Below are 18,093 nucleotides of genomic sequence, written 5' to 3'. Positions count from 1 at the left end.
GCCCGGGGCGGGCCCTCCCCCCCCCGGGGGGTGTTTACCCGGGTCCCGCGGGCCGCTACCCGGCGCCCCCCCGCGGGCGGGGGGGGGGGGGGGGGGGTTGGGGGGGGGGGGGGGGGGGGCCCCCCCCCGCCACCAGCTTCACCCGACGGGGTGATCTTCGCCGGTCGAACTAGGCCGAACGAGTGATCATCCGTCCGCGTATCCGCGCAGGTCAGCGCACCGGCATCGACATGTACACCGCCCGTCGCCCGTAGCAGGCGGGCACCGGCACCTCCCGGTGCGCCCGGTAGCCGAGCAGCCGCAGCAGGATGTCCGCCCCGCGCACCGCGACCATCGAGATCCGCTCGTAGCCCTGCCCGCTCGCGTGCTCCCGGAAGTGCCGGATGAAGCCCAGCGCGACCTCCCGTCCGCGCAGGTCCTCGGCGATCACCAGGTCGTGCACGTGCAGGTTGGTCGAGCGGAAGGCCTGCTCCTCCGGGCGGCTGAGGTCCGGGCAGCGCAGCGGCGGGTAGGGCAGGCTCAGCAGGTAGCCGCGCACCACGCCGTGCTGCTCCAGCACGAAGCAGGTGCCGGGCGAGCTGCGGGCGCGCGACTGGAGCGCCTCCCGGCCCTCGGACAGGTCGTCGGCCGCGTAGGCGTCGTGCTCCAGAGCGACCACGGCGTCCCAGTCGTCGTCGGCCAGCTGCCGGATCCGGAGGTCCTCGCTCACCGAGCCGGCGCCTCCCTGCCGGCGTCCGTGCCGTCCCTGCCGGCGTCGAGCCCCTCCGCGCGGGCGGCGGCCACCATCGGCGCCCAGGCCTCCACCAGCACCGCCCACCGCTCGGCGTCCTGCCGGGCCTCGTCCAGGAGCTGCTGCCGCTGCCCGGCCACCACGTCCGCCAGCTCGGCGTACTTGCCGCCCAGCTTGCGGTAGGAGCGGTCCAGGACGTCCAGGCAGTGCACGTTCCCGGCCGGGTCCCAGTCGACGCTGCCCCGCACCAGGTCGAGGATCGGCTCGACCTTCAGCCCGTGCCGCTCGTCCAGCAGCCCGCGGCCGAGGTCGATCATCCCGCCGTAGACCGGGTACAGGTACAGCATCGAGAGCAGGAACTTGACGAACCGCATCTGGTAGGAGACGAAGCCGGTGCCGGTACGGCGCTCGGGCGTGTAGTAGTTGACGATGTGGCGGTTGTGGACGACGCCGGGCAGCCGGGAGTGGACCATGGCGTGCAGCAGGGCGTAGTCGCTGCCGATGGTCTCGATCGAGGGCAGCAGCGGCAGCACCTCGTAGGCCCGGTGGTCCAGGGCGATGTTGCACATGTAGACGTCCCAGATGTCGGGCACGCCGAGGACGGATTCGTCGGTGCTGAACGGCTCGGAGCCGGCGCCCTTGAAGGAGACGTCCACCATCGCGTCCCTCTCCTCCTCCGACCACACCGGCGGGGTCCACAGGCGCACCACGTCGCGGTAGACGGCCGGGTCCATCTCGTGGATCTCGCTGATGTCCACGTTGAGTTCGCCGATGAAGGAGCCGCTGACCAGCATCACCGGCTTGTCCGCGTCGGCCGGGTCGAGCTCGGAGCGGGACACGCCGGCCACCGCCTCGCCGGCCGGGCGGCCGATCGAGAGCAGCTCGTGGTGGATCGGGAAGACCTTCCGGCCGTCGACGACCTGGAAGTCGGCGTCGTCGTTGCGCAGGTGCGCGGAGGTGCAGCCCAGGGCGGCCGCGCCGAGGAAGAGCCGGTTGACGCAGGAACCGTACGCGACGGCCCGCGGGAGCATCAGGTCGAGCAGCAGTTCGGGGTCGGCGGCGCCGGAGCGCTCGGACACCCGGCGCAGGAACTCCCGCTGCCCCGCCTCGCCCAGGTGGTGGACGGCCACGCCGGGGGTCGGCTCCAGCGCGGCCACGGCGCCCGCGTTCTCCGCGAACCCGACGGCGTCGGTGGTGTCGAGGACGAGGAGGTGCACCTCGACCCCGAAGGTCGCGACGGCGTAGGCTGCCTCCTCGGCGAGTTCCGCGATGGTGTCGGGGCAGGGCCGCATGGTGGGCAGGGCGAGGCAGACTCTTTGCATGGTGCGGATTTCTCCATCGGATCGTCAGATTCGGTTCCACGGAGGCCAGTTGGGCGCACCGGGAGGCCCCGGGCGCGGGCTGGTGCCGGTCCGCCGGACTACCGTGGACTAGACCACTTTTGATGTCAACGATTGACAGCGGCGCCCCGACGGGGTGCAATACGCCCCCTCCCGCGCGATCCACCGCCCCCGCACGGGCGCCGGAATCGCACGCGGGGGCGAACGCCCCCTGCAGAGTCGAACGTCCGGACGGGTACGGGGGGTTCACCGCCGGGCATTTGCGCCGCCGGGGTCAATCCGCGAGCCGTACCTGCCGATACCGGAAGTGATGCCCTTACGCCGTTCGGAGGAGCCCGCAATGCCCGAACCGTGGCTGCCCGGTGCCGAGATCCACGACCTCGGCGACCACGCGCCGACCGATCAGCAGTACCCGCCGAAGGCCATCGCCCACATCACCTGGGACCGCAACGCGACCGCCGCCGCACCGCAGGACTGGTGCCCCTACGAGGACCTGGTCGGCTACTTCACCGGCAGCGGCGCCGGCAGCGCGCCGCACCTGGTCTGGGACCCGTTCACCGGCCGCACGGCGCAGCTGTTCCCGGCCGACTCCCGCTCGAAGAGCCTGCTCAGCCCCGCCGAGAGCCCGACCCGCACCAACCGGGCCGGGCGGGTGGTGATCCAGATCGAGGCGGTCTTCTTCCCCTACTGCCGCTACCAGGGCGGCGTCTACCCGCGGCTGGTCGACACCCCCTGCGCGGGCTGGGACCGCATCCACGCCTGGATCTCCTCCTGGGGTGTGCCCGACATCTGGCCGATGGGCCGGCCCACCGACTTCTCCGGCCACCGCGACGAGCGGACCTGGGAGGCCTTCGGCGGCTGGTACGCGCACGCCCACGTGCCCTACAACGACCACACCGACCCGGGCTCCTGGCCCGAATTCACGGCCGGGCCCGGCTCCCCGGACATCCCGCCCTCCCAGCAGCACCCGGTGCCCCCCGCCGCGCCCGCCCGCTACCAGGTCAGCATCAACGGCCTGGCGTACGGCTACGGGGCCCAGGGCTACCAGGTGACGGCCGTCGGGCGGGCGCTGGTCGCGCACGGCTTCGGCGACCACTACCGCTCCGGCCCCGGCCCGAACTGGACGGACGCGGACACCGAGAACTACGCGGACTACCAGGGGAGTCTGGGCTACTCCGGGCAAGCGGCGGACGGCGTCCCGGGCGCGGGCTCGCTGCGCCGCCTGCTCGGCTACCTGCCCGGGCAGCGGACGGTCTCGGTGGCCCACGTGATCGAGGCGGCCCGGACCGACCCGGGGGCCGAGCAGGGGCACCTGACCTACCCGGCCGAGGCGGCCATCGTGGAGCAGGCGCTCGTGGACGAGGGACTGCTCGACCAGCGCTGGGTGGACGGCTCGTTCGGCAGCCGGACGGTCTCCGCGTACGCGGCCTGGCAGCGGAGCTGCGGGTACGAGGCGGGGGCGGCGGACGGGATCCCCGGCCCGGCCTCGCTGCAGCGGCTGGGCGCGGCGCAGGGGTTCGCGGTGACCGACTGAGGGGCGGTGCTGCTACCGGGGGAGGCGTGGCCGGTGCCGCGCCGAGGCTGTGTACTCGCTCGGGAGTAGACGAGGTTACTTCCTCCGTCAGATGCCGGATGAGGCAGGGACGGGAGAGCCTGGGGCCGTCCTGGTGACCCCGACTCGAAGGAGGTACCCGTGCGCTCGCTCACCGGCGCCGTCGCGGCGTCCGAACCGACGCCACGGCGGGTGACGACACCCGCGTCCGGGGGCCGCCGCCTGCCGTCGGCGGTGCGCAAACCGCTGGTCGTCCTGCACGTCGTCGCCTCGGTGAGCTGGCTGGCCTTGATGCTCTGCCTGCTCACCCTGGCGGTGACGGCCCTGACGACCGGGGACGCCGACCGGCTGCGCACCGCCTACCGGGCGATGGGCCTGCTCGGTGACGCGCTGATCCTGCCGCTGAGCCTGCTCACCTTCCTGAGCGGGGTGGCGCTCGGGCTCGGCACGTCCTGGGGGCTGTTCCGGTACTACTGGGTGAGTACCAAGTTCTGGCTGACACTCGGGGCGATGACGGCCTCCGTCCTCGCCCTCACCGATCGGCTGCACGACGCGGTGCGGGTGGTGGACGCGCATCCGACCGGCCCGATCACGGTGGCGGACCTCGGCTTCGTCCGCTACAACACGGTGATCGTTCCGGCGGTGGCGCTGACGCTCTACCTGTTCAACGTGATCCTGTCGGTGTACAAGCCCTGGGGCCGCCGTCAGGCCCACGCCAAGGTCACGGCCCCGGCCAAGGTCACGGCCCCGGCACCGGCACCGGCCCCGGTCAGGGCCGAGGCTGCGGCCGAGGCCACGGACACCCGTCCGGGCCGAATACCCGGAGCGGGCGACTGACCGGCAGGCCGTCGGCCGCGGCCCGGTCGCACGGGGAATGCCCGTGCGGGGCGCAGGCGTTGTCCAACGACGTGACCACTGCCGCGCCCACGACCAGGCTCTCCGTGCTCGACCGTTCCCGGACCAGACAGGGCGAGGAGCCGGCCCAGGCACTGCGGAGCACCGTGGCCTTCGCCCGTGAGGTGGAGCGGCTCGGCTACCACCGGTTCTGGGTCTCCGAGCATCACGGCGTGCCGGGGGTGGCCGGGTCGGCGCCCACCGTGCTCGCCGCGGCGGTGGCGGCCGCCACCACGCGCATCAGGGTCGGTACCGGCGGGGTGATGCTGCCCAACCACCAGCCGCTGGTGGTGGCCGAGCAGTTCGGGGTGCTGGCCGCACTGTTCCCGGGGCGGATCGACATGGGGCTCGGGCGCTCGGTGGGCTTCACCGACGGTGTGCGGCGGGCGCTGGGGCGGGAGAAGGACGCCGCGGACGCGTTCGGTGCCCAGCTGGCCGAACTGCTCGGCTACTTCGACGGCTCGCAGCCGGCGAACCGCGGGGTCCACGCCCGGCCGGCCGAAGGCCTGCACGTCCCGGCCTTCGTCCTGGCCACCGGCACGGGCGCGGACCTGGCCGCCGACGCGGGACTGCCGCTGGTGATCGCCGCCCCGCGCGGAGTGGACCGGATGCTGGAGGCGATCGACCGCTACCGCGCCCGCTTCCGTCCTTCCGCGCAGGCCCCCGAGCCATACGTGGTGGTCTCGGGCACGGTGGCCGTCGCCGACACGGCCGAGCGGGCGTGCGAGCTGCTCGTCCCGGAGGCCTGGTCCGGCGCGTACTCCCGCACCCACGGCGAGTTCCCGCCGCTGACCTCCGCCGCAGAGATCCGGGCCCGGGCGATGACCGCCCGGGAGCGGGCCGCGTTCGAGCAGTCGCTCAAGGGCCACATCGCGGGCACCCCGGAGCAGGCCGCCGCCGAGCTGGCGAAGCTGGTCGAGTGCAGCGGGGCGGACGAGTTCCTGGTCACCACCAGCACCTACGACCGCACCGCGCTGCTCGACTCCTACCGGCTCCTCGCCGAGGCCGTCGGCCAGATCTGACCAGGCCAGGGTCGGTCCGGATCGAGGGCCGGGTCGGAGCTGGTACGTGGGGCCCGGTCGTCACCGGCGCCCGCCCGCGGCCCGCGGCTCAGCCCGCGTCGGCCTCGGTCGTCCCGAGCCGCGCGTACACCTCCGGCCGTCGGGCCCGCAGCCGCAGGGCGATCCCGACGCCGATCAGGAAGACCACCGGCACGATCGCGACCAGCGGCCAGTTGACCTCCGGGCCGGCGCCGGTGAAGAGGTCGAGCCGCCACACCACCAGCGCCGTGGCCCCGCACAGCAGCACGGTGGCGGCGAGCGGTGCCACGACCGTACGGAACACCCCGGCGCTCGCGGCGGCCGCCCGGTTGCGGCGGAAGAAGGCGAACACGGCGAGGCCGGCCAGCGCCTGGAGCACCAGGATGCCCACCACCCCGGGGGAGTTCACCCAGAGGAAGAACTGGTTGTACGGATCCGCCCCGATCAGCGCCGCCACCCCGACGGCCACCGCCGCCAGTACCGACTGCGCGATGCCGCCGATCCACGGCGAACCGTGGCGCGGGTGGATCCGGCCGAGGGCGGCCGGGGCGGCCCGCTCGTTGGCCAGCGCGTAGCCGTACCGGGTGATGGTGTTGTGGAAGGCGAGCAGTGCCGCGAGCAGGCTGGTGACGATCAGCACCCGCTGCACCTCCGTCGCCCAGCCGCCGACGTAGTCGGTCATCGCGGTGAAGAACATCCCGGCGGGGTCGGCGGTGGCGGCGGCGACGGCCTCGGTGTCGCCGAAGGCCTGCACGATCATCCAGGTGACGAAGGTGTAGAAGAGGCCGAGGAAGGCGATCGCGGCATAGGTCGCGCGCGGCACGGTCCGGTGCGGCCGCCGGGCCTCCTCACGGTAGATCGCGGTGGCCTCGAAGCCGATGAACGCGGCGAAGGAGAGTCCGAGCACGCCGCCCATCCCCCCGGAGAACACGTGCTCGGGGGCGAACGAGGACAGGCTCAGCCCGTGCGCCCCGCCCTTGACCAGCACCGCCACCGCGAGCACCAGCAGGATGCCGGTCTCGGCGATCAGCAGCGCCCCGAGCACCTTGGCCCCGAGGTCTATCGAGCGGAAGCCGAGGAACCAGACCACCGCGACCCCGAACAGCGCCCAGACCGGCCAGGGCAGGTCCAGCCCGAGCAGGTCGGCGGCGGTGGTGCGGGCGAAGAACCCGAAGGCGCCGAACATCCCGATCTGGATGGCGTTGTACGAGAGCACCGCGAGCAGCGCCGCACCCAGCCCGGCCGCCCGGCCGAGGCCGCGGGTGACGTACGCGTAGAAGGCGCCGGCGTTGCGGATGTGCGCGGTCATGGCGGTGAACCCGACCGCGAAGAGCGCCAGCACCACGCCGGTGGCCAGGTAGGCGACCGGCGTGCCGATGCCGCCGAAGGAGATCGCGAACGGTGCCACGCCGGCCATCACGGTCAGCGGCGCGGCGGCGGCCACGACGAAGAAGACGATGTCGCCGGTACCGAGCACCCCGCGTCCCAGGCCGCCGGAGCCGCCGGAGCCGCCGGGGGAGCCCGGGGAGCCAGGGGAGGCGGACGTGGAGGTGGCGGAGCCGGAAGCGGCAGCGGAGCCGGGGGGACGGAGCGCGGAGGAGGAGGCCGCGTCGGAGGGCGGGTTCATGGGGGAGCTCTCCTGAGGTCGTGCGAATGAGGAAGCGACGGTCGGCGGCGGACGCGCGCCGGCCGCCGACCGAGGAACGAGGCACGGCCGCCGTGGGGGACGGCCGGAACCGGTCGGGAAGTCCGTCGGGGCGGCTGGGGTTTGCCGGGGCGGCCGGGGGGAGCGGGGCGCCTCAGCGGGTCGAGCGGTCGGCGCCACCGGGCGGGCCGCCGTGGGTGCGCCGCCCGCCGAGCCAGGTGCCCGCCACCTCGATCGAGGCCAGCTCACCGGCCGGCACCGCGTAGGGATCGGTGGCCAGGTGCACCAGGTCGGCCCGCATGCCCGGCCGCAGCACGCCCCACTCGGCCTCCTCGAAGGCCTGGTGCGCCACGCCCGCCGAGTACGCCGCCAGCGCCTCGGTGAGTCCGATCCGCTCCTCGGGCAGCCAGCCGCCGTCCGGCAGGCCGTCCGGGGTCTGCCGGGTGACGGCGGTGGCCAGCCCGGCCAGCGGCTCGTAGCGGGTGACCGGCCAGTCGCTGCCGAAGGACACCCGGGCGCCGCCGCGCAGCAGGGCGGCGATCCGGTACTGCCGGGAGCCGCGCTCCGGGCCGATGCGGGGCAGGGTGAGCTCGGTCATCAGCGGGTCGGTCTGTGCCCAGAGCGGCTCGAAGTTGGCGATCACGCCGAGCTCGGCGAAGCGCGGCAGGTCGTCGGGGTGGACCAGCTGCACGTGGGCGATCACCGGCCGGCGGGTGCGCGGTCCGTTGCGGCGGGCGGCGGCCTCGACGGCGTCCAGCGCGATCCGTACGCCGAGGTCGCCGATCGCGTGGATGTGCGGCTGGAAGCCCAGCGCGTCCACGGCGGTGACGGCCTCCGCCAGTTCGGCGCCGGTCCAGTTGGCGACGCCGTGGGAGTGCGGGCAGTCGCTGTACGGCTCCAGCAGCGCGGCCGTCCCGGACTCGATGACCCCGTCGGCGAAGAACTTGACCGCCCGCGCGGTGAGCCGCCCGTGCCCGGCGGCCTCGACCCGGTCGCGGTCGGCGGCCAGGCGGGGGAGCCGCTCGCGCCAGCCGTCCGGTTCGAGCAGCAGGGCGAGCCCGGCCCGGACCGGCAGGCCCTCCTCGGCGACGGCCGCCAGCCAGGTGTCCACCTGCGCGGGCTCGACCCAGGCGTCCTGGAGCCAGGTGATCCCGGCGGCCGCGAGCGCGGCGGTGCTCTCCCGCAGTGCGGCGACCTGCTCGGCCAACGGCGGCGGCGGGACGAGCGCGAGGACGGGGTTGAGCGCACCGAACTCGCGCAGGGTGCCCAGCGGGCTGCCGTCCGGCCGGCGGACGATCTCGCCGCCCACCGGTTCGGGGGTGTCCGGCCCGTACCCGGCCCGGCGCAGCGCCTCGCTGTTGGCCCAGCCGGTGTGGTGGTCCATGGTGCGCAGCAGCACCGGGCGGTCCGGGACGGCGGCGTCGAGCAGTCGGGCGTCGAACAGTCCGCCCTCGGCCAGCCACGGGTCGACGGCGTCGCCGGTGATCCACTCGGCCTCGGGGTGGCGCTGCGCCCAGTCGCGGACGGCCGCCACGACCTGCTCCAGGCTGGTGCAGTCGCGGACCGGCGCGCCGCGCAGGCCGATGCCGCCGAGCAGCGGGTGGACGTGTCCGTCGCCGAAGGAGGGCAGCAGGGCGCCGCCGTCGAGGTCGACGGTCTCGGTGCCTTCGTCGCGCAGGGCGAGGGCGGCGTCGCCGAGGGCGGCGATCCGCCCCGCGCCGACGGCGAGGGCGTGGGTGCGGGGGACGGCGGGGTCTCCGGTGTGGATCCGGCCGCCGGTGAAGATCGTTTCGGCACGCATGCGGGGGTGTGCGTCCTCTCCGGGGCAGGGCGGGCCGACGGGTGCGCGGCCTGCCTAACCGAATGGGGTTCGGTTACCGTAGGCGCGGCACCGGCGGGTGCGGAAGAGTTTTACTGAAAGCCGTTCAGTAACGCTTGGATAACGACGATCTTGGTCTGCCGGTGCCGACGGGCCGCTCGGCGACCCCGAAGGTGAGGAACCGGGCATGCCCAGGCCGCGCACACCCCTGCTGGACCGGCAGCGCATCGTGGACACCGCGCTGCGGCTGGTCGACGAGGCGGGGGACCTCACCATCCCCGCGCTGGCCGGTGCGCTCAAGGTCAGCCCCTCCGCGCTCTACCACCACGTCGCGGGCCGGGCCGAGATCGTCGCCCTGATGCGCGCCGAGCTGGTGCGCACGATCGGCGAGCAGTCGATGTGGGACCAGTCCTGGGATGCCGCGCTGTGCACCTGGGCGCACGCCTACCGGGACGCCTTCGCCGAACACCCCGGCATCGTCCGGCTGCTCGCCACCGCGCCGCTGGCCGAATCGTTCATGCACGAGCTGTACGAGCGGGCCGTCGCCACCCTGGAGGACGCGGGCTTCGCCGCACAGGACGTGATGGGACTGATCACCGCCCTGGAGAGCTTCGTCCTGGGCTCGGCGCTGGACCTGGTCGCCCCGGACGTCATGGTCGACGCCGTGGACCGGGCCGCCACCCCGCGGCTGGCCGACGCCCTGGACGCCGTCCCCGCCGGGCGCGAGCGCGCCGACCGGGCCTTCGGGCTCGGGCTCACCGCCCTGATCGAGGGCTACCGGGCGCTGCTGGGCTGACCCGGGGCCCGGTCCGGCCCCGGCGCGCAGCCCTGGTCCGGCCCCGGTTCGCCTCCCGCCCGGCCTCGCCCCGTTCGCCCCGGGGTCGCTGCCGTTCGCCCGGCCACGATTTCTGACCAGGCGTGATGTCCTGCTAGTGTTCATCCCGTCGAGAGGAAGTGATCTTCCGGGAAACGGAATCTCGAACAGGCGTCAGCGGTGCTACCAGAGCACGCCCTACTTTCAGTAGGGAGAGTCCGTGCGATCCGGGCCTGGCGCTCTCATCGAAGGGGCTCGTTCCGTCCAGCGGAACGGGCCCCTTTGTCGTGTTCGCCTTCCGTGCCCGCGCCCTCTTATCGTACTTTCGGGCTCGAAACCCTCCCTTGGGGCTCGATACCGGCCAAGGTGCCGTGCCAGGTGGCCGGTGAACGGTACTCCAACCTCCCCGGCCGGCCGATGGGGGCGGGGTCGCATCAGGTCTGATGTGCCGTCAGTTCTTGGCTGGAACTGGCTGTTACTGATGTGAATATGCCATTGGAATGTTCGTCATATGGAATCCGGCAGTAGCCTTCCGTGTCGAACTAGCCACTGCTGGTGGTGAACCGGTCGGTGCCGCGCTGCGGTCGGCCGCCCAGACCCCGCGAAGGAGCCGGTGTGCCCGGTATCGACGAATGCCTCTCCGGAGCGATGGCGATCCCCGGGGCCCGTGCCGCGAGCCTGGTCGACTGGAGCAGCGGGCTCGCCCTCGGCAGCCTCGGGGACAGCCCGACCGGAGAGCACGAGACCTCCGCCGCCGAAGCAACCGACCTGGTGCGGGCGGCCGTTGAGAGCCAGACCTTCACCGTGACGGAGGACCGGCGGGCCCCGCTGGAGGACATCATCGTCACTGCCGGCCGCAGTTACCACCTGATCCGCTTCATCGACACCGTCTTCGACAACAGGCTCGTCCTGCACCTCTGGCTGGACCGCGCGGAGGGCAACCTCGCCGCCGCCCGCTTCCGCCTCCAGGCACTCGCCGAGGAGCTGGTGCTGGGGTGAGCGCGTGACCGCCGCGACCGGCACTGCGCCGCCGCCCCCGGCGGAGGTCGCCACCCCGAGGTCCCCGGGCGAGGCGCTCGCCCTGCTCGCCGACCGCCGCGCCACCGGCGCCCTGCGCGGGCCGCTCGGCAGCCTCCACCTGATCGACGGACGGGTGGCCGCCGCCGAGTCCCTCCGGGCGCCCGGACTGGCCGACCTGCTCATCGGCTGCGGCCGGATCACCCCTGAGGACTGGGCGGAACTGCTCCGGGCTCACGGCCCGAGATCGAGGGTCGGCGAGGCGCTGGTCGAACGGCGGCTGCTCACCCGGGGAGAGCTCGAACTCGGCCACCTGGGAACGCTGTTCGACGCCGCGTTCTTCGTGCTGGCCGACCCGGCCGGCGGCGTCTGGCGGTTCGAGGCCGACGCCCGGCACTGGCTCGGGCCGGTCGCGGAGGTCGACCCGGCCCGGATCCGCCGCGAGGTCGAACGCCGCCGGCAACTGCTCGACGGGATCTGGCCGTGGGCGCAGCTCGACACCGCGCCCGTCCGCCCGGCCGAGTGCGGCCGCCGGTCGTCCCACCGCTCGTGCGGCCGCCGGCGACGTGAGCTGTTGGACCACGCCGACGGTCGCAGGACCCCGGCGGACCTGGCCCGGCTGCTCGGCCGCTCCGGCTTCGGGGTGACGGCCGATGTCCGTCGACTGGCCGCCGCCGGACTGCTGGACGCCCCGTGCCCATCCGCCGTGCCGCGCCCGCCGGACGAGCTGCGCCCGCCGGACGCACCGCACCTGCCCGACGAGCCGCGCCCGCCCGCCGCGGCACCCGCGGCGCCGGAGGTCCCGGCGGCGGCCCTGGTGTCCGAGGCGCGGCCGACGGCCGCTCCCCGGCCCGAAGTCCCCCCGCCGGCCGCGAGCGGACCGGCCGGAGGGCTGCACCGCCGGGTCCCCGGCGCCAGCCTCCGGGGCGCCGGCCTCCCCGGCACCCCGGTCACGGCCGTTCCCGCCCCCGGCGCCGCTTCCACTCCCGCCTCCGCCCCCGAGGCGGCCCGCAGCGGGACCGACGCCCCCACCTGCCCCGAACGCCCGCCCATCACGGCAGCGGCCCACCCGCTGGCCGTCCCCGATCCGGACGTCGCGCTGCTGACCCGGATCCGAGACCTTCTGGAGGCCCGACTTTGACCCACTCCCCGCCCGCGACCCCGTCGTTCCGGCCATGAGGCGGGCACTCAAGCAGCGTGTCGGAAGGAGACAACTGATCGCCTTGGAGACCGAGTTGCTCGCCGAACTGCGTGCCGTCAAGCACCGCGTTCCGCACCTCGCGGGTGGTCTGGTGGCCAGCGTGGACGGCCTGTTGGTCGCGCACGACACCCACGGCACCGAACCCTCGGGACTGGCCGCGATGACGGCGGCCTCGCTCTCGCTGGCCCAGCGGCTCGCCGACACCACCGGTCAGGGCGAGTTCCGCGAGTCGCTGGTGCGCGGCGAGAACGGCTACGTCGCCACGTACGCGGCCGGCGGCAGCTGCGTGCTGACCCTGCTGGCGCACCCCGACGTCAACGTCGGCCGGCTGCACCTGGAGGCCCGCCGCAGCGCCCAGCGCATCGCGGGGCTGCTCAACGACGCCCTCGTGCCCAAGGATCCGCGCGACCCGGGCTGACCCGGGCCGACCACCGAACCATCGTCCCCATCCGTCCCGAACCACCCATCACCGAACGGGAGTTACCCAGATGACCGACGCACCCGGCGCGCTCAAGCAGGCCATGACCAGCATCGAGGGCGCCATCGGCGCGGCCCTGGTGGACTACAACAGCGGCATGGCGCTGGCCACCCTCGACGGCCCCGGCGGCCTGGACCTCAACGTCGCCGCCGCCGGCAACACCGACGTGGTCCGCGCCAAGATGCGCACCATGGACATGCTCGGCCTCCAGGACGGGATCGAGGACATCCTGATCACCCTGAGCAGCCAGTACCACCTGATCCGCCCGCTCACCGGCCGTACCGGCAAGGGCCTGTTCCTCTACCTCGCGCTGGACAAGGCGCGCGCCAACCTCGCGATGGCCCGCCACCAGCTGGGCCGGATCGAGGCCGAGCTGGAGGTCTGACGCGCAGCCCCGGGACACCGCCCCGAGACGCCACCCCGGCGCGTCACCCGGGTGTGCGGGTCGCGGGCGCCCGGGCCGTGGCCGCGCGGGTCACGGGCGAGGCCCCGGCGGTGGTTCGGGCCGCCGCCGGGCTCCGTCCGGCGGGGCTCACCCCCGGGGCAGGTCCGGCCCGGCGGCCTGCCCGCGCACCAGCTCGGCCGGCCCGCCCGACCGCTCCCGGGCGGCCAGCGCGGCGGCCGTCCGGTCCCAGGACGGGCCGGTCAGCAGCGCCCGTGCCTCGGCCGGATCGCAGAGCCGCCACTCCACCAGCTCCTCCTCCGGCAGCACGATCGAGCCGAGCATCCGCTCCGTCACCGTGCCGCCGTCGAACACGTACACCAGGACGGCGGTGTCCCGGCCGGTCGCCGGGTCCGCCGCCGGGTCCGCCGCCGGGTCGGTCGCCGGGTCGGCCGCCGCACCCGGCTGCCAGTCCAGCGCCAGCAGCGGCCCCGGCTCGACCTCCCAGCCGAGTTCCTCGCGGATCTCCCGCCGGGCCGCTGCCCGGGGCATCTCCCGGTCCGCCTCGACCCCGCCGCCCGGCAGCGTCCAGTACGGGACCTGCCCGCGCGGCCCGTCCCACGGCCGCAGCCGCACCAGCAGGACCCGGCCGGCGGCATCGGTGAACAGCGCCCGCGCCTTGGCCCGGATGCGCGGCCGGGTGGCGTAGTAGGTCTCCCGGTCCATCGGCGGCTCCGGCCGCTCCTCGGTCGGCGGGGTCAGCCCCGGTGCCGCGGCCAGCCCGGTGTACGCGGGCACCGGCCCGTCGGCGGGCAGCCGCCGGAGCGTGTGCCCGACCGGCCGGCTGTCCTCCAGCTCCAGCGGCCCGTCGTCCTGCGGCGCCAGCAGGCAGGCCGTCACCCGGCGCGACAACCGGGGCGGCAGCGCGTGCCCGGCCTGCTCCGTCGTCAGCCAGGTCCAGCCGCCGACCTCCGCCGCGTCCGGCCGGAACGCCGCCGCCTGTGCCGCCGTCAGCGGCTCGGCCCAGTACAGGTACGCGACGATCGGCAGGTCGCCGTGGCGCAGCAGCGCCCAGTCCACGCAGGCCAGCGGTCCCAGCCGGGGCGTGAAGCCCAGCTCCTCCCGGATCTCCCGCAGGGCGGTCTCCCGGGGCGACCGGTCCGCCGGCTCCCACCCGCCGCCCGGGATCGCCACCGGGTGCTTCCGGTCGTACGGCAGCCGCACCACCAGTACCCGCCCGGCCCCGTCCGGGAACAGCACCCCCGCCGCCGCAAGGACTTCCCGGCCTGTCGTGCCCGCGCTCTCCACCCCGACTCCCTCCGTCATGTTCTCCCCGGACACGACAACCGGGCCCACCTCTACGGTTCCCACCGGACGGCACTCCCGCCCCCCACGATCGGGCGATCGGGAGGCCCGGCGCCGCCCGGTTCGGCCGCTCGCGGCGTTCGGTCCGGGTCGGCCCACGGTGGTACTCCGGGGCCGTCCGGCGTGGTCGCCGGCACCCGGGCCCCGTCGACGTCGCGGAGCCGGCTCCCGTCCGGACCCGGGTGGTGCGGCCGCTCCGGGTGTCCGCCGGACGCCCGGAAGGGGTTGCTCCCGACGATTCCACGCAGTGTGGCGCGCTCCTCCTCGGACCACGCGCGGTGCCACGTTCCGGCGCCGGTGAACTCCTCCTCGAACATCCGTCGTTCCGGGCCGGCGCTGGCCCCTCACCCCAGGGAGGCCAGCGCCTGTGCCGCCGCGCGCGCCATCTGTTCGTCGTGCCGTCCGCTGCCGCCGCGCAGGTGGGCGACGCCCTCGGCGGCGGCCAGGGCGAGCAGGCCCGGCAGCAGGTCGGTGCTTCGGGCGGCGAGCCAGCGGGTACCCCGGGTGGCCATCCACCAGAGGTCGGCGGCCGGGCCCGGCGGGGCCTCGGCGGGGGCGGCGGCCGGCGGTGGGCCGAGGGGGTGGCCGGCCTCGGTGAGCAGGTCGTGGAACCGCAGGGCGATCAGGTGGTGGCCCTCGGCGCTGGGGTGCAGGCGGTCCACGCTCAGCAGCCGGCGCTCGGCCAGCCACGGCAGTTCGGTGAGGTGCAGGTGTATCGCCCGGTGGCGCTCGGTGAGGGCGTGCACCACGGTGTTGACCGCCCGCATCCGGCGCGCCAGCGGCCGGGCGAGCGGTGCCGGGAGCCGGAGCAGGCTGCCCGGGTCGGGCAGGCAGGCGGTCAGCAGCCTGGCGCCGTGGCCGGACAGTTCCCCCATCGTGGCGTCCAGTTCCAGCGTGGCGCGCCGGATGTCGAAGCCGGTGCGCAGGGTGTCGTTTCCGCCGACCACCACGGCCGCCAGCTGCGGCCGCAGCGCCAGCGCCCGCGGAAGTTGACGGATCGTCAGTTCCGTGGTGAGCGCCCCGCTGTACGCCAGGTTGGTGAACTCCGCGGCCCGCCCCTCGGGTGCCAGCGCGTCGGCCAGGACGGCGGCCCAGCCGCGCCAGCCCTCGCCGACCCGGTCCCCGACGCCTTCCGTCAGCGAGTCCCCGAGTGCGACGAAGCGCAGTGGTTCGCCCGCCGCGGGGCGCTCCCGCGCCGCCCGGTCACGCCCGGCTTCCAGCATGCTCGTCCCGACCCCCGTCCACCGCCTCGTCGTGGTGCGCGCCGTGCGCCGCCAGGAACGCCGCCACCGCCGCCGGCCAGCCGTACCGCTCGGCCTGCGTCCGGGCGGCGGCCCGCCGCAGGTCCTCCGGCCGCCCCAGCAACTGCCGTACCGCGGAGGCGAATCCACTGCCCGTGTCGACGGCCGTCGCTCCGGCGAGCCCGATCAGGCCGGGCAGCGCGGAGGAGCGGCTGACCGCCACCGGGGTTCCGCAGGCCAGGGCCTCCATCGCGGCCAGGCCGAAGGTCTCCACCGGCCCGGGCGCGAGCACCACGTCCGCGCAGCCCAGCAGCCGGGCCAGCTCGGCACGCCCGCCCAGGTGCCCGAGGAAGCGTACGGGCAGTCGCAGCCGTGCGGCCCGGGCCGTCAGCCGTTCCCGCAGCGGGCCGGTCCCGGCGACCACCAGCACCGCGGGGTGCCGGCGCGCGCGCAGTTCGGCCAGGGCCTCGATCGCCCGCTCGGGCCGCTTCTCCGCCGAGAGCCGCGAGCAGAGCACCAGCAGCGTCTCGTCCGGAGCGGCGTAGCGGGCCCGCTCGGCGGCGCGGGCGGCCGGTGGCAGCGGTCGCATCGCCTCCAGGTCCACCCCCAGTGGGGCCCGGACCAGGTTCGGGGTGCCGATCCGCCGGAACTCCGCGGCGGCCCAGTCGGTGGTGCAGAGCACCGCGTCGTAGGCGCGGGCGGTGGCCGCGTTGAGCCGGTCGGCCGCCGTGCCCGCCAGCGGGCCGGGCAGGCCCCAGGTGCGCAGCACCCCGGTCGCGCTCTCGTGCGAGACCATCACCGACCGCACCCCGTGTCGCCGTGCCCAGGCGCCGGTCCAGCGCAGCGTGGTGCGGTCGGACACCTCCAGCCGGTCGGGGGAGAACCTGGTCAGTTCGGCGGCCACCGCCCGCCGGTCGGTGAGCAGCCGGTAGCCGCCGGCGGCCGGCAGCACCGGGCCGGGCAGGGTGACGACCACCCCCTGCTCGGTCTCCTCCTCGGAGCGCCGCTCCCCGGGGACGATCAGCACCGGACGGTGCCCGGCTGCCCGGTACCCGGCGCCGAGGTGGCGCAGCGCGGTGCGCATGCCGCCGGAGACCGGGGTGACGAAGTTGGCCAGCCGGACGATCGTCAGTGCCTCGCCGGCCCTCGGCGCGTCACTCGGCCGCGGCGCGTGGTCGGCCCTCGGCGCCCCGGCGGTCGGCCGAGGAGCCCCGCCGGTCGGCCGAGCCCCGCCGGTCGTCCGTGCGCTGTCGTCGGGAACGGGGGTCATGCCGGCAGCTCCTCCGGCAGGACGGGCGCCACCGGTTCGACCGGCGCGGGGGCGGTGGCCGGCAGCGGCAGCCCGCGGTGTTCCGCCAGCACCTCGGCGTAGTGCCGCAGCAGCAGGTCCCCGACCGCCTCCCAGGTGCGCGCGGTCACCTCGGCCCGGCCGGCCTGCCCGTACCCGGCCCGCCGCGCCGGGTCGGCGGCGAGCTCGGCCACCGCGCGGGCCACCGCCGCGCCGTGCCGGGGCGGTACCAGCAGGCCGGTGCGGTGGTGGGCGACGAGGTCCAGCGGTCCGCCCGCCGCCGGGCCGATCACCGGTACGCCGCTGGCCATCGCCTCCTGGATGGTCTGGCAGAAGGTCTCCAGCGGGCCGGTGTGCACGAAGACGTCCAGGGTCGCGAAGCAGCGGGCCAGTTCGTCACCGGTGCGCCGGCCGAGGAACACCGCGCCCGGCATCGAGGCCTTCAGCCCGGGCGCCGAGGGGCCGTCCCCGACGACCACCACCCGTACGCCGGGCAGTGCCGAGGCCGCGGCCAGCAGGTCGACCCGCTTCTCCGGGGCCAGCCGTCCGACGTACCCGACCAGCACCTCCCCGCCGGGGGCGAGCGCCCGGTGCAGCGCCTCGTCCCGGTGCCTGGGGTGGAACCGCACCGAGTCCACCCCGCGCGGCCACAGCTGCACCCGCGGCACCCCGTGCGCGGTCAGGTCCTGGGCGGCGGGGGTGGAGGGCGCCAGGGTGCGGGCGGCCGCGCGGTGCACGGCCCGGATCCGCCGCCAGGCGGTGGCCTCCCCGAGTCCCCGCCCGGCCCGGTAGGCGTGGGCGTAGCCGGCCAGGTCGGTCTGGTAGACGGCCACGGCGGGCACCCCGAGCCGCGCCGCGACCTGCATCCCGCGCGCGCCGAGCACGAAGGGGCTGGCCAGGTGGACGATGTCCGGACGGTGCCCGGCGATCGCGGCCGACAGCTGCCGGCTGGGCAGGGCGATCCGCACCTGCGGGTATCCCGGCAGCGGGACGGACGGGATGCACACCACGGGAATCTCGCCCGCCGGGGTGCCGCCGAAGGTCTCCGGCGGGCATTCGGCGCCCCGCGCCGGTGCGGGGGTGACGACGAGGGGCCGGTGGCCCCGGCGGACCAGGTGCTCGGCCGTCCGCAGCACGCTGTGGGCGACTCCGTTGACCTCGGGCGGGAAGGATTCGGTGACGATGGCGACGCGCATGCCAGTGTTCTGTCCGCGTCCGGCGTGCACCCGGCCAAAGGGATCTGTCGTAGAGGAGAACGCGGGTCGGCGATTTGCACCGCCGACCCGC

General features: G+C 75.3%; 16 protein-coding genes. 8 read left to right on the top strand and 8 right to left on the bottom strand.

Features of this window, described 5'->3' with window-relative positions:
• Positions 1-211 precede the first annotated feature (211 nt).
• Both ACFWJ4_RS20430 and ACFWJ4_RS20425 read right to left on the bottom strand, forming a co-directional pair.
• Positions 212-709, bottom strand: a complete 498-nt coding sequence (locus ACFWJ4_RS20430; RefSeq protein ID WP_380545771.1) for a GNAT family N-acetyltransferase — start codon at positions 707-709, stop codon at positions 212-214.
• Positions 706-2,052, bottom strand: a complete 1,347-nt coding sequence (locus tag ACFWJ4_RS20425; RefSeq protein WP_380545769.1) for a DUF6271 family protein — start codon at positions 2,050-2,052, stop codon at positions 706-708. Before ACFWJ4_RS20425 ends, ACFWJ4_RS20430 begins: the two co-directional genes overlap by 4 nt.
• Before the next feature lie 358 nt (positions 2,053-2,410).
• Between ACFWJ4_RS20425 and ACFWJ4_RS20420 the strand changes: the two genes are divergently transcribed.
• The 3 genes from ACFWJ4_RS20420 to ACFWJ4_RS20410 all read left to right on the top strand — a co-directional run bounded on the left by ACFWJ4_RS20420 (position 2,411) and on the right by ACFWJ4_RS20410 (position 5,538).
• Positions 2,411-3,604, top strand: coding sequence for a peptidoglycan-binding protein (locus ACFWJ4_RS20420; protein WP_380545767.1), 1,194 nt, complete (start codon positions 2,411-2,413; stop codon positions 3,602-3,604).
• A 159-nt stretch (positions 3,605-3,763) separates the two neighbouring features.
• On the top strand, positions 3,764-4,459 hold the full coding sequence (locus ACFWJ4_RS20415; protein WP_380545765.1) for a DUF2269 domain-containing protein: 696 nt from the start codon (positions 3,764-3,766) through the stop codon (positions 4,457-4,459).
• Positions 4,460-4,530: 71 nt separating this feature from the next.
• Positions 4,531-5,538, top strand: a complete 1,008-nt coding sequence (locus ACFWJ4_RS20410) for an LLM class flavin-dependent oxidoreductase (protein ID WP_380545790.1) — start codon at positions 4,531-4,533, stop codon at positions 5,536-5,538.
• An 88-nt stretch (positions 5,539-5,626) separates the two neighbouring features.
• Here the strand turns inward: ACFWJ4_RS20410 and ACFWJ4_RS20405 are convergent, their stop codons facing one another.
• Both ACFWJ4_RS20405 and ACFWJ4_RS20400 read right to left on the bottom strand, forming a co-directional pair.
• Positions 5,627-7,183, bottom strand: a complete 1,557-nt coding sequence (locus ACFWJ4_RS20405; protein ID WP_380545763.1) for an APC family permease — start codon at positions 7,181-7,183, stop codon at positions 5,627-5,629.
• A gap of 172 nt (positions 7,184-7,355) precedes the next feature.
• Entirely contained in the window at positions 7,356-9,002 is a 1,647-nt protein-coding gene (locus tag ACFWJ4_RS20400) for an amidohydrolase (RefSeq protein ID WP_380545761.1), read from the bottom strand.
• Positions 9,003-9,207: 205 nt separating this feature from the next.
• Between ACFWJ4_RS20400 and ACFWJ4_RS20395 the strand changes: the two genes are divergently transcribed.
• The 5 genes from ACFWJ4_RS20395 to ACFWJ4_RS20375 all read left to right on the top strand — a co-directional run bounded on the left by ACFWJ4_RS20395 (position 9,208) and on the right by ACFWJ4_RS20375 (position 12,915).
• Positions 9,208-9,816, top strand: a complete 609-nt coding sequence (locus ACFWJ4_RS20395; RefSeq protein WP_380545759.1) for a TetR/AcrR family transcriptional regulator C-terminal domain-containing protein — start codon at positions 9,208-9,210, stop codon at positions 9,814-9,816.
• Between the two features lie 633 nt (positions 9,817-10,449).
• Positions 10,450-10,833, top strand: coding sequence for a hypothetical protein (locus ACFWJ4_RS20390; RefSeq protein WP_380545757.1), 384 nt, complete (start codon positions 10,450-10,452; stop codon positions 10,831-10,833).
• Positions 10,834-10,837: 4 nt separating this feature from the next.
• Entirely contained in the window at positions 10,838-11,992 is a 1,155-nt protein-coding gene (locus ACFWJ4_RS20385; RefSeq protein ID WP_380545756.1) for a hypothetical protein, read from the top strand.
• An 82-nt stretch (positions 11,993-12,074) separates the two neighbouring features.
• On the top strand, positions 12,075-12,470 hold the full coding sequence (locus tag ACFWJ4_RS20380; RefSeq protein ID WP_380545754.1) for a roadblock/LC7 domain-containing protein: 396 nt from the start codon (positions 12,075-12,077) through the stop codon (positions 12,468-12,470).
• Positions 12,471-12,540: 70 nt separating this feature from the next.
• Positions 12,541-12,915, top strand: a complete 375-nt coding sequence (locus ACFWJ4_RS20375) for a hypothetical protein (protein WP_359898244.1) — start codon at positions 12,541-12,543, stop codon at positions 12,913-12,915.
• A 147-nt stretch (positions 12,916-13,062) separates the two neighbouring features.
• Here the strand turns inward: ACFWJ4_RS20375 and ACFWJ4_RS20370 are convergent, their stop codons facing one another.
• The 4 genes from ACFWJ4_RS20370 to ACFWJ4_RS20355 form a co-directional block, all read right to left on the bottom strand.
• Positions 13,063-14,238: an NUDIX domain-containing protein gene (locus ACFWJ4_RS20370; RefSeq protein ID WP_380545752.1), complete on the bottom strand. Its 1,176-nt coding sequence runs from the start codon at positions 14,236-14,238 to the stop codon at positions 13,063-13,065.
• Between the two features lie 383 nt (positions 14,239-14,621).
• Positions 14,622-15,500: an SGNH/GDSL hydrolase family protein gene (locus ACFWJ4_RS20365; protein WP_380545750.1), complete on the bottom strand. Its 879-nt coding sequence runs from the start codon at positions 15,498-15,500 to the stop codon at positions 14,622-14,624.
• A complete protein-coding gene (locus tag ACFWJ4_RS20360) occupies positions 15,481-16,788 on the bottom strand; it encodes a glycosyltransferase (RefSeq protein WP_380545748.1) in 1,308 nt (435 codons plus the stop codon). The genes ACFWJ4_RS20365 and ACFWJ4_RS20360 overlap by 20 nt, the downstream gene beginning before the upstream one ends.
• The gene (locus ACFWJ4_RS20355; protein WP_380545746.1) at positions 16,785-18,002 is read right to left on the bottom strand and encodes a glycosyltransferase family 4 protein; all 1,218 of its coding nucleotides are present in this window, start codon (positions 18,000-18,002) and stop codon (positions 16,785-16,787) included. The genes ACFWJ4_RS20360 and ACFWJ4_RS20355 overlap by 4 nt, the downstream gene beginning before the upstream one ends.
• Between the last annotated feature and the right edge of the window lie 91 nt (positions 18,003-18,093).

Source organism: Kitasatospora sp. NPDC127067 (assembly GCF_042724755.1).
In the GTDB taxonomy this organism is placed as follows: Bacteria; Actinomycetota; Actinomycetes; order Streptomycetales; family Streptomycetaceae; genus Kitasatospora; species Kitasatospora lactacystinica.
This window is presented reverse-complemented; position numbering and strand designations above follow the sequence as displayed.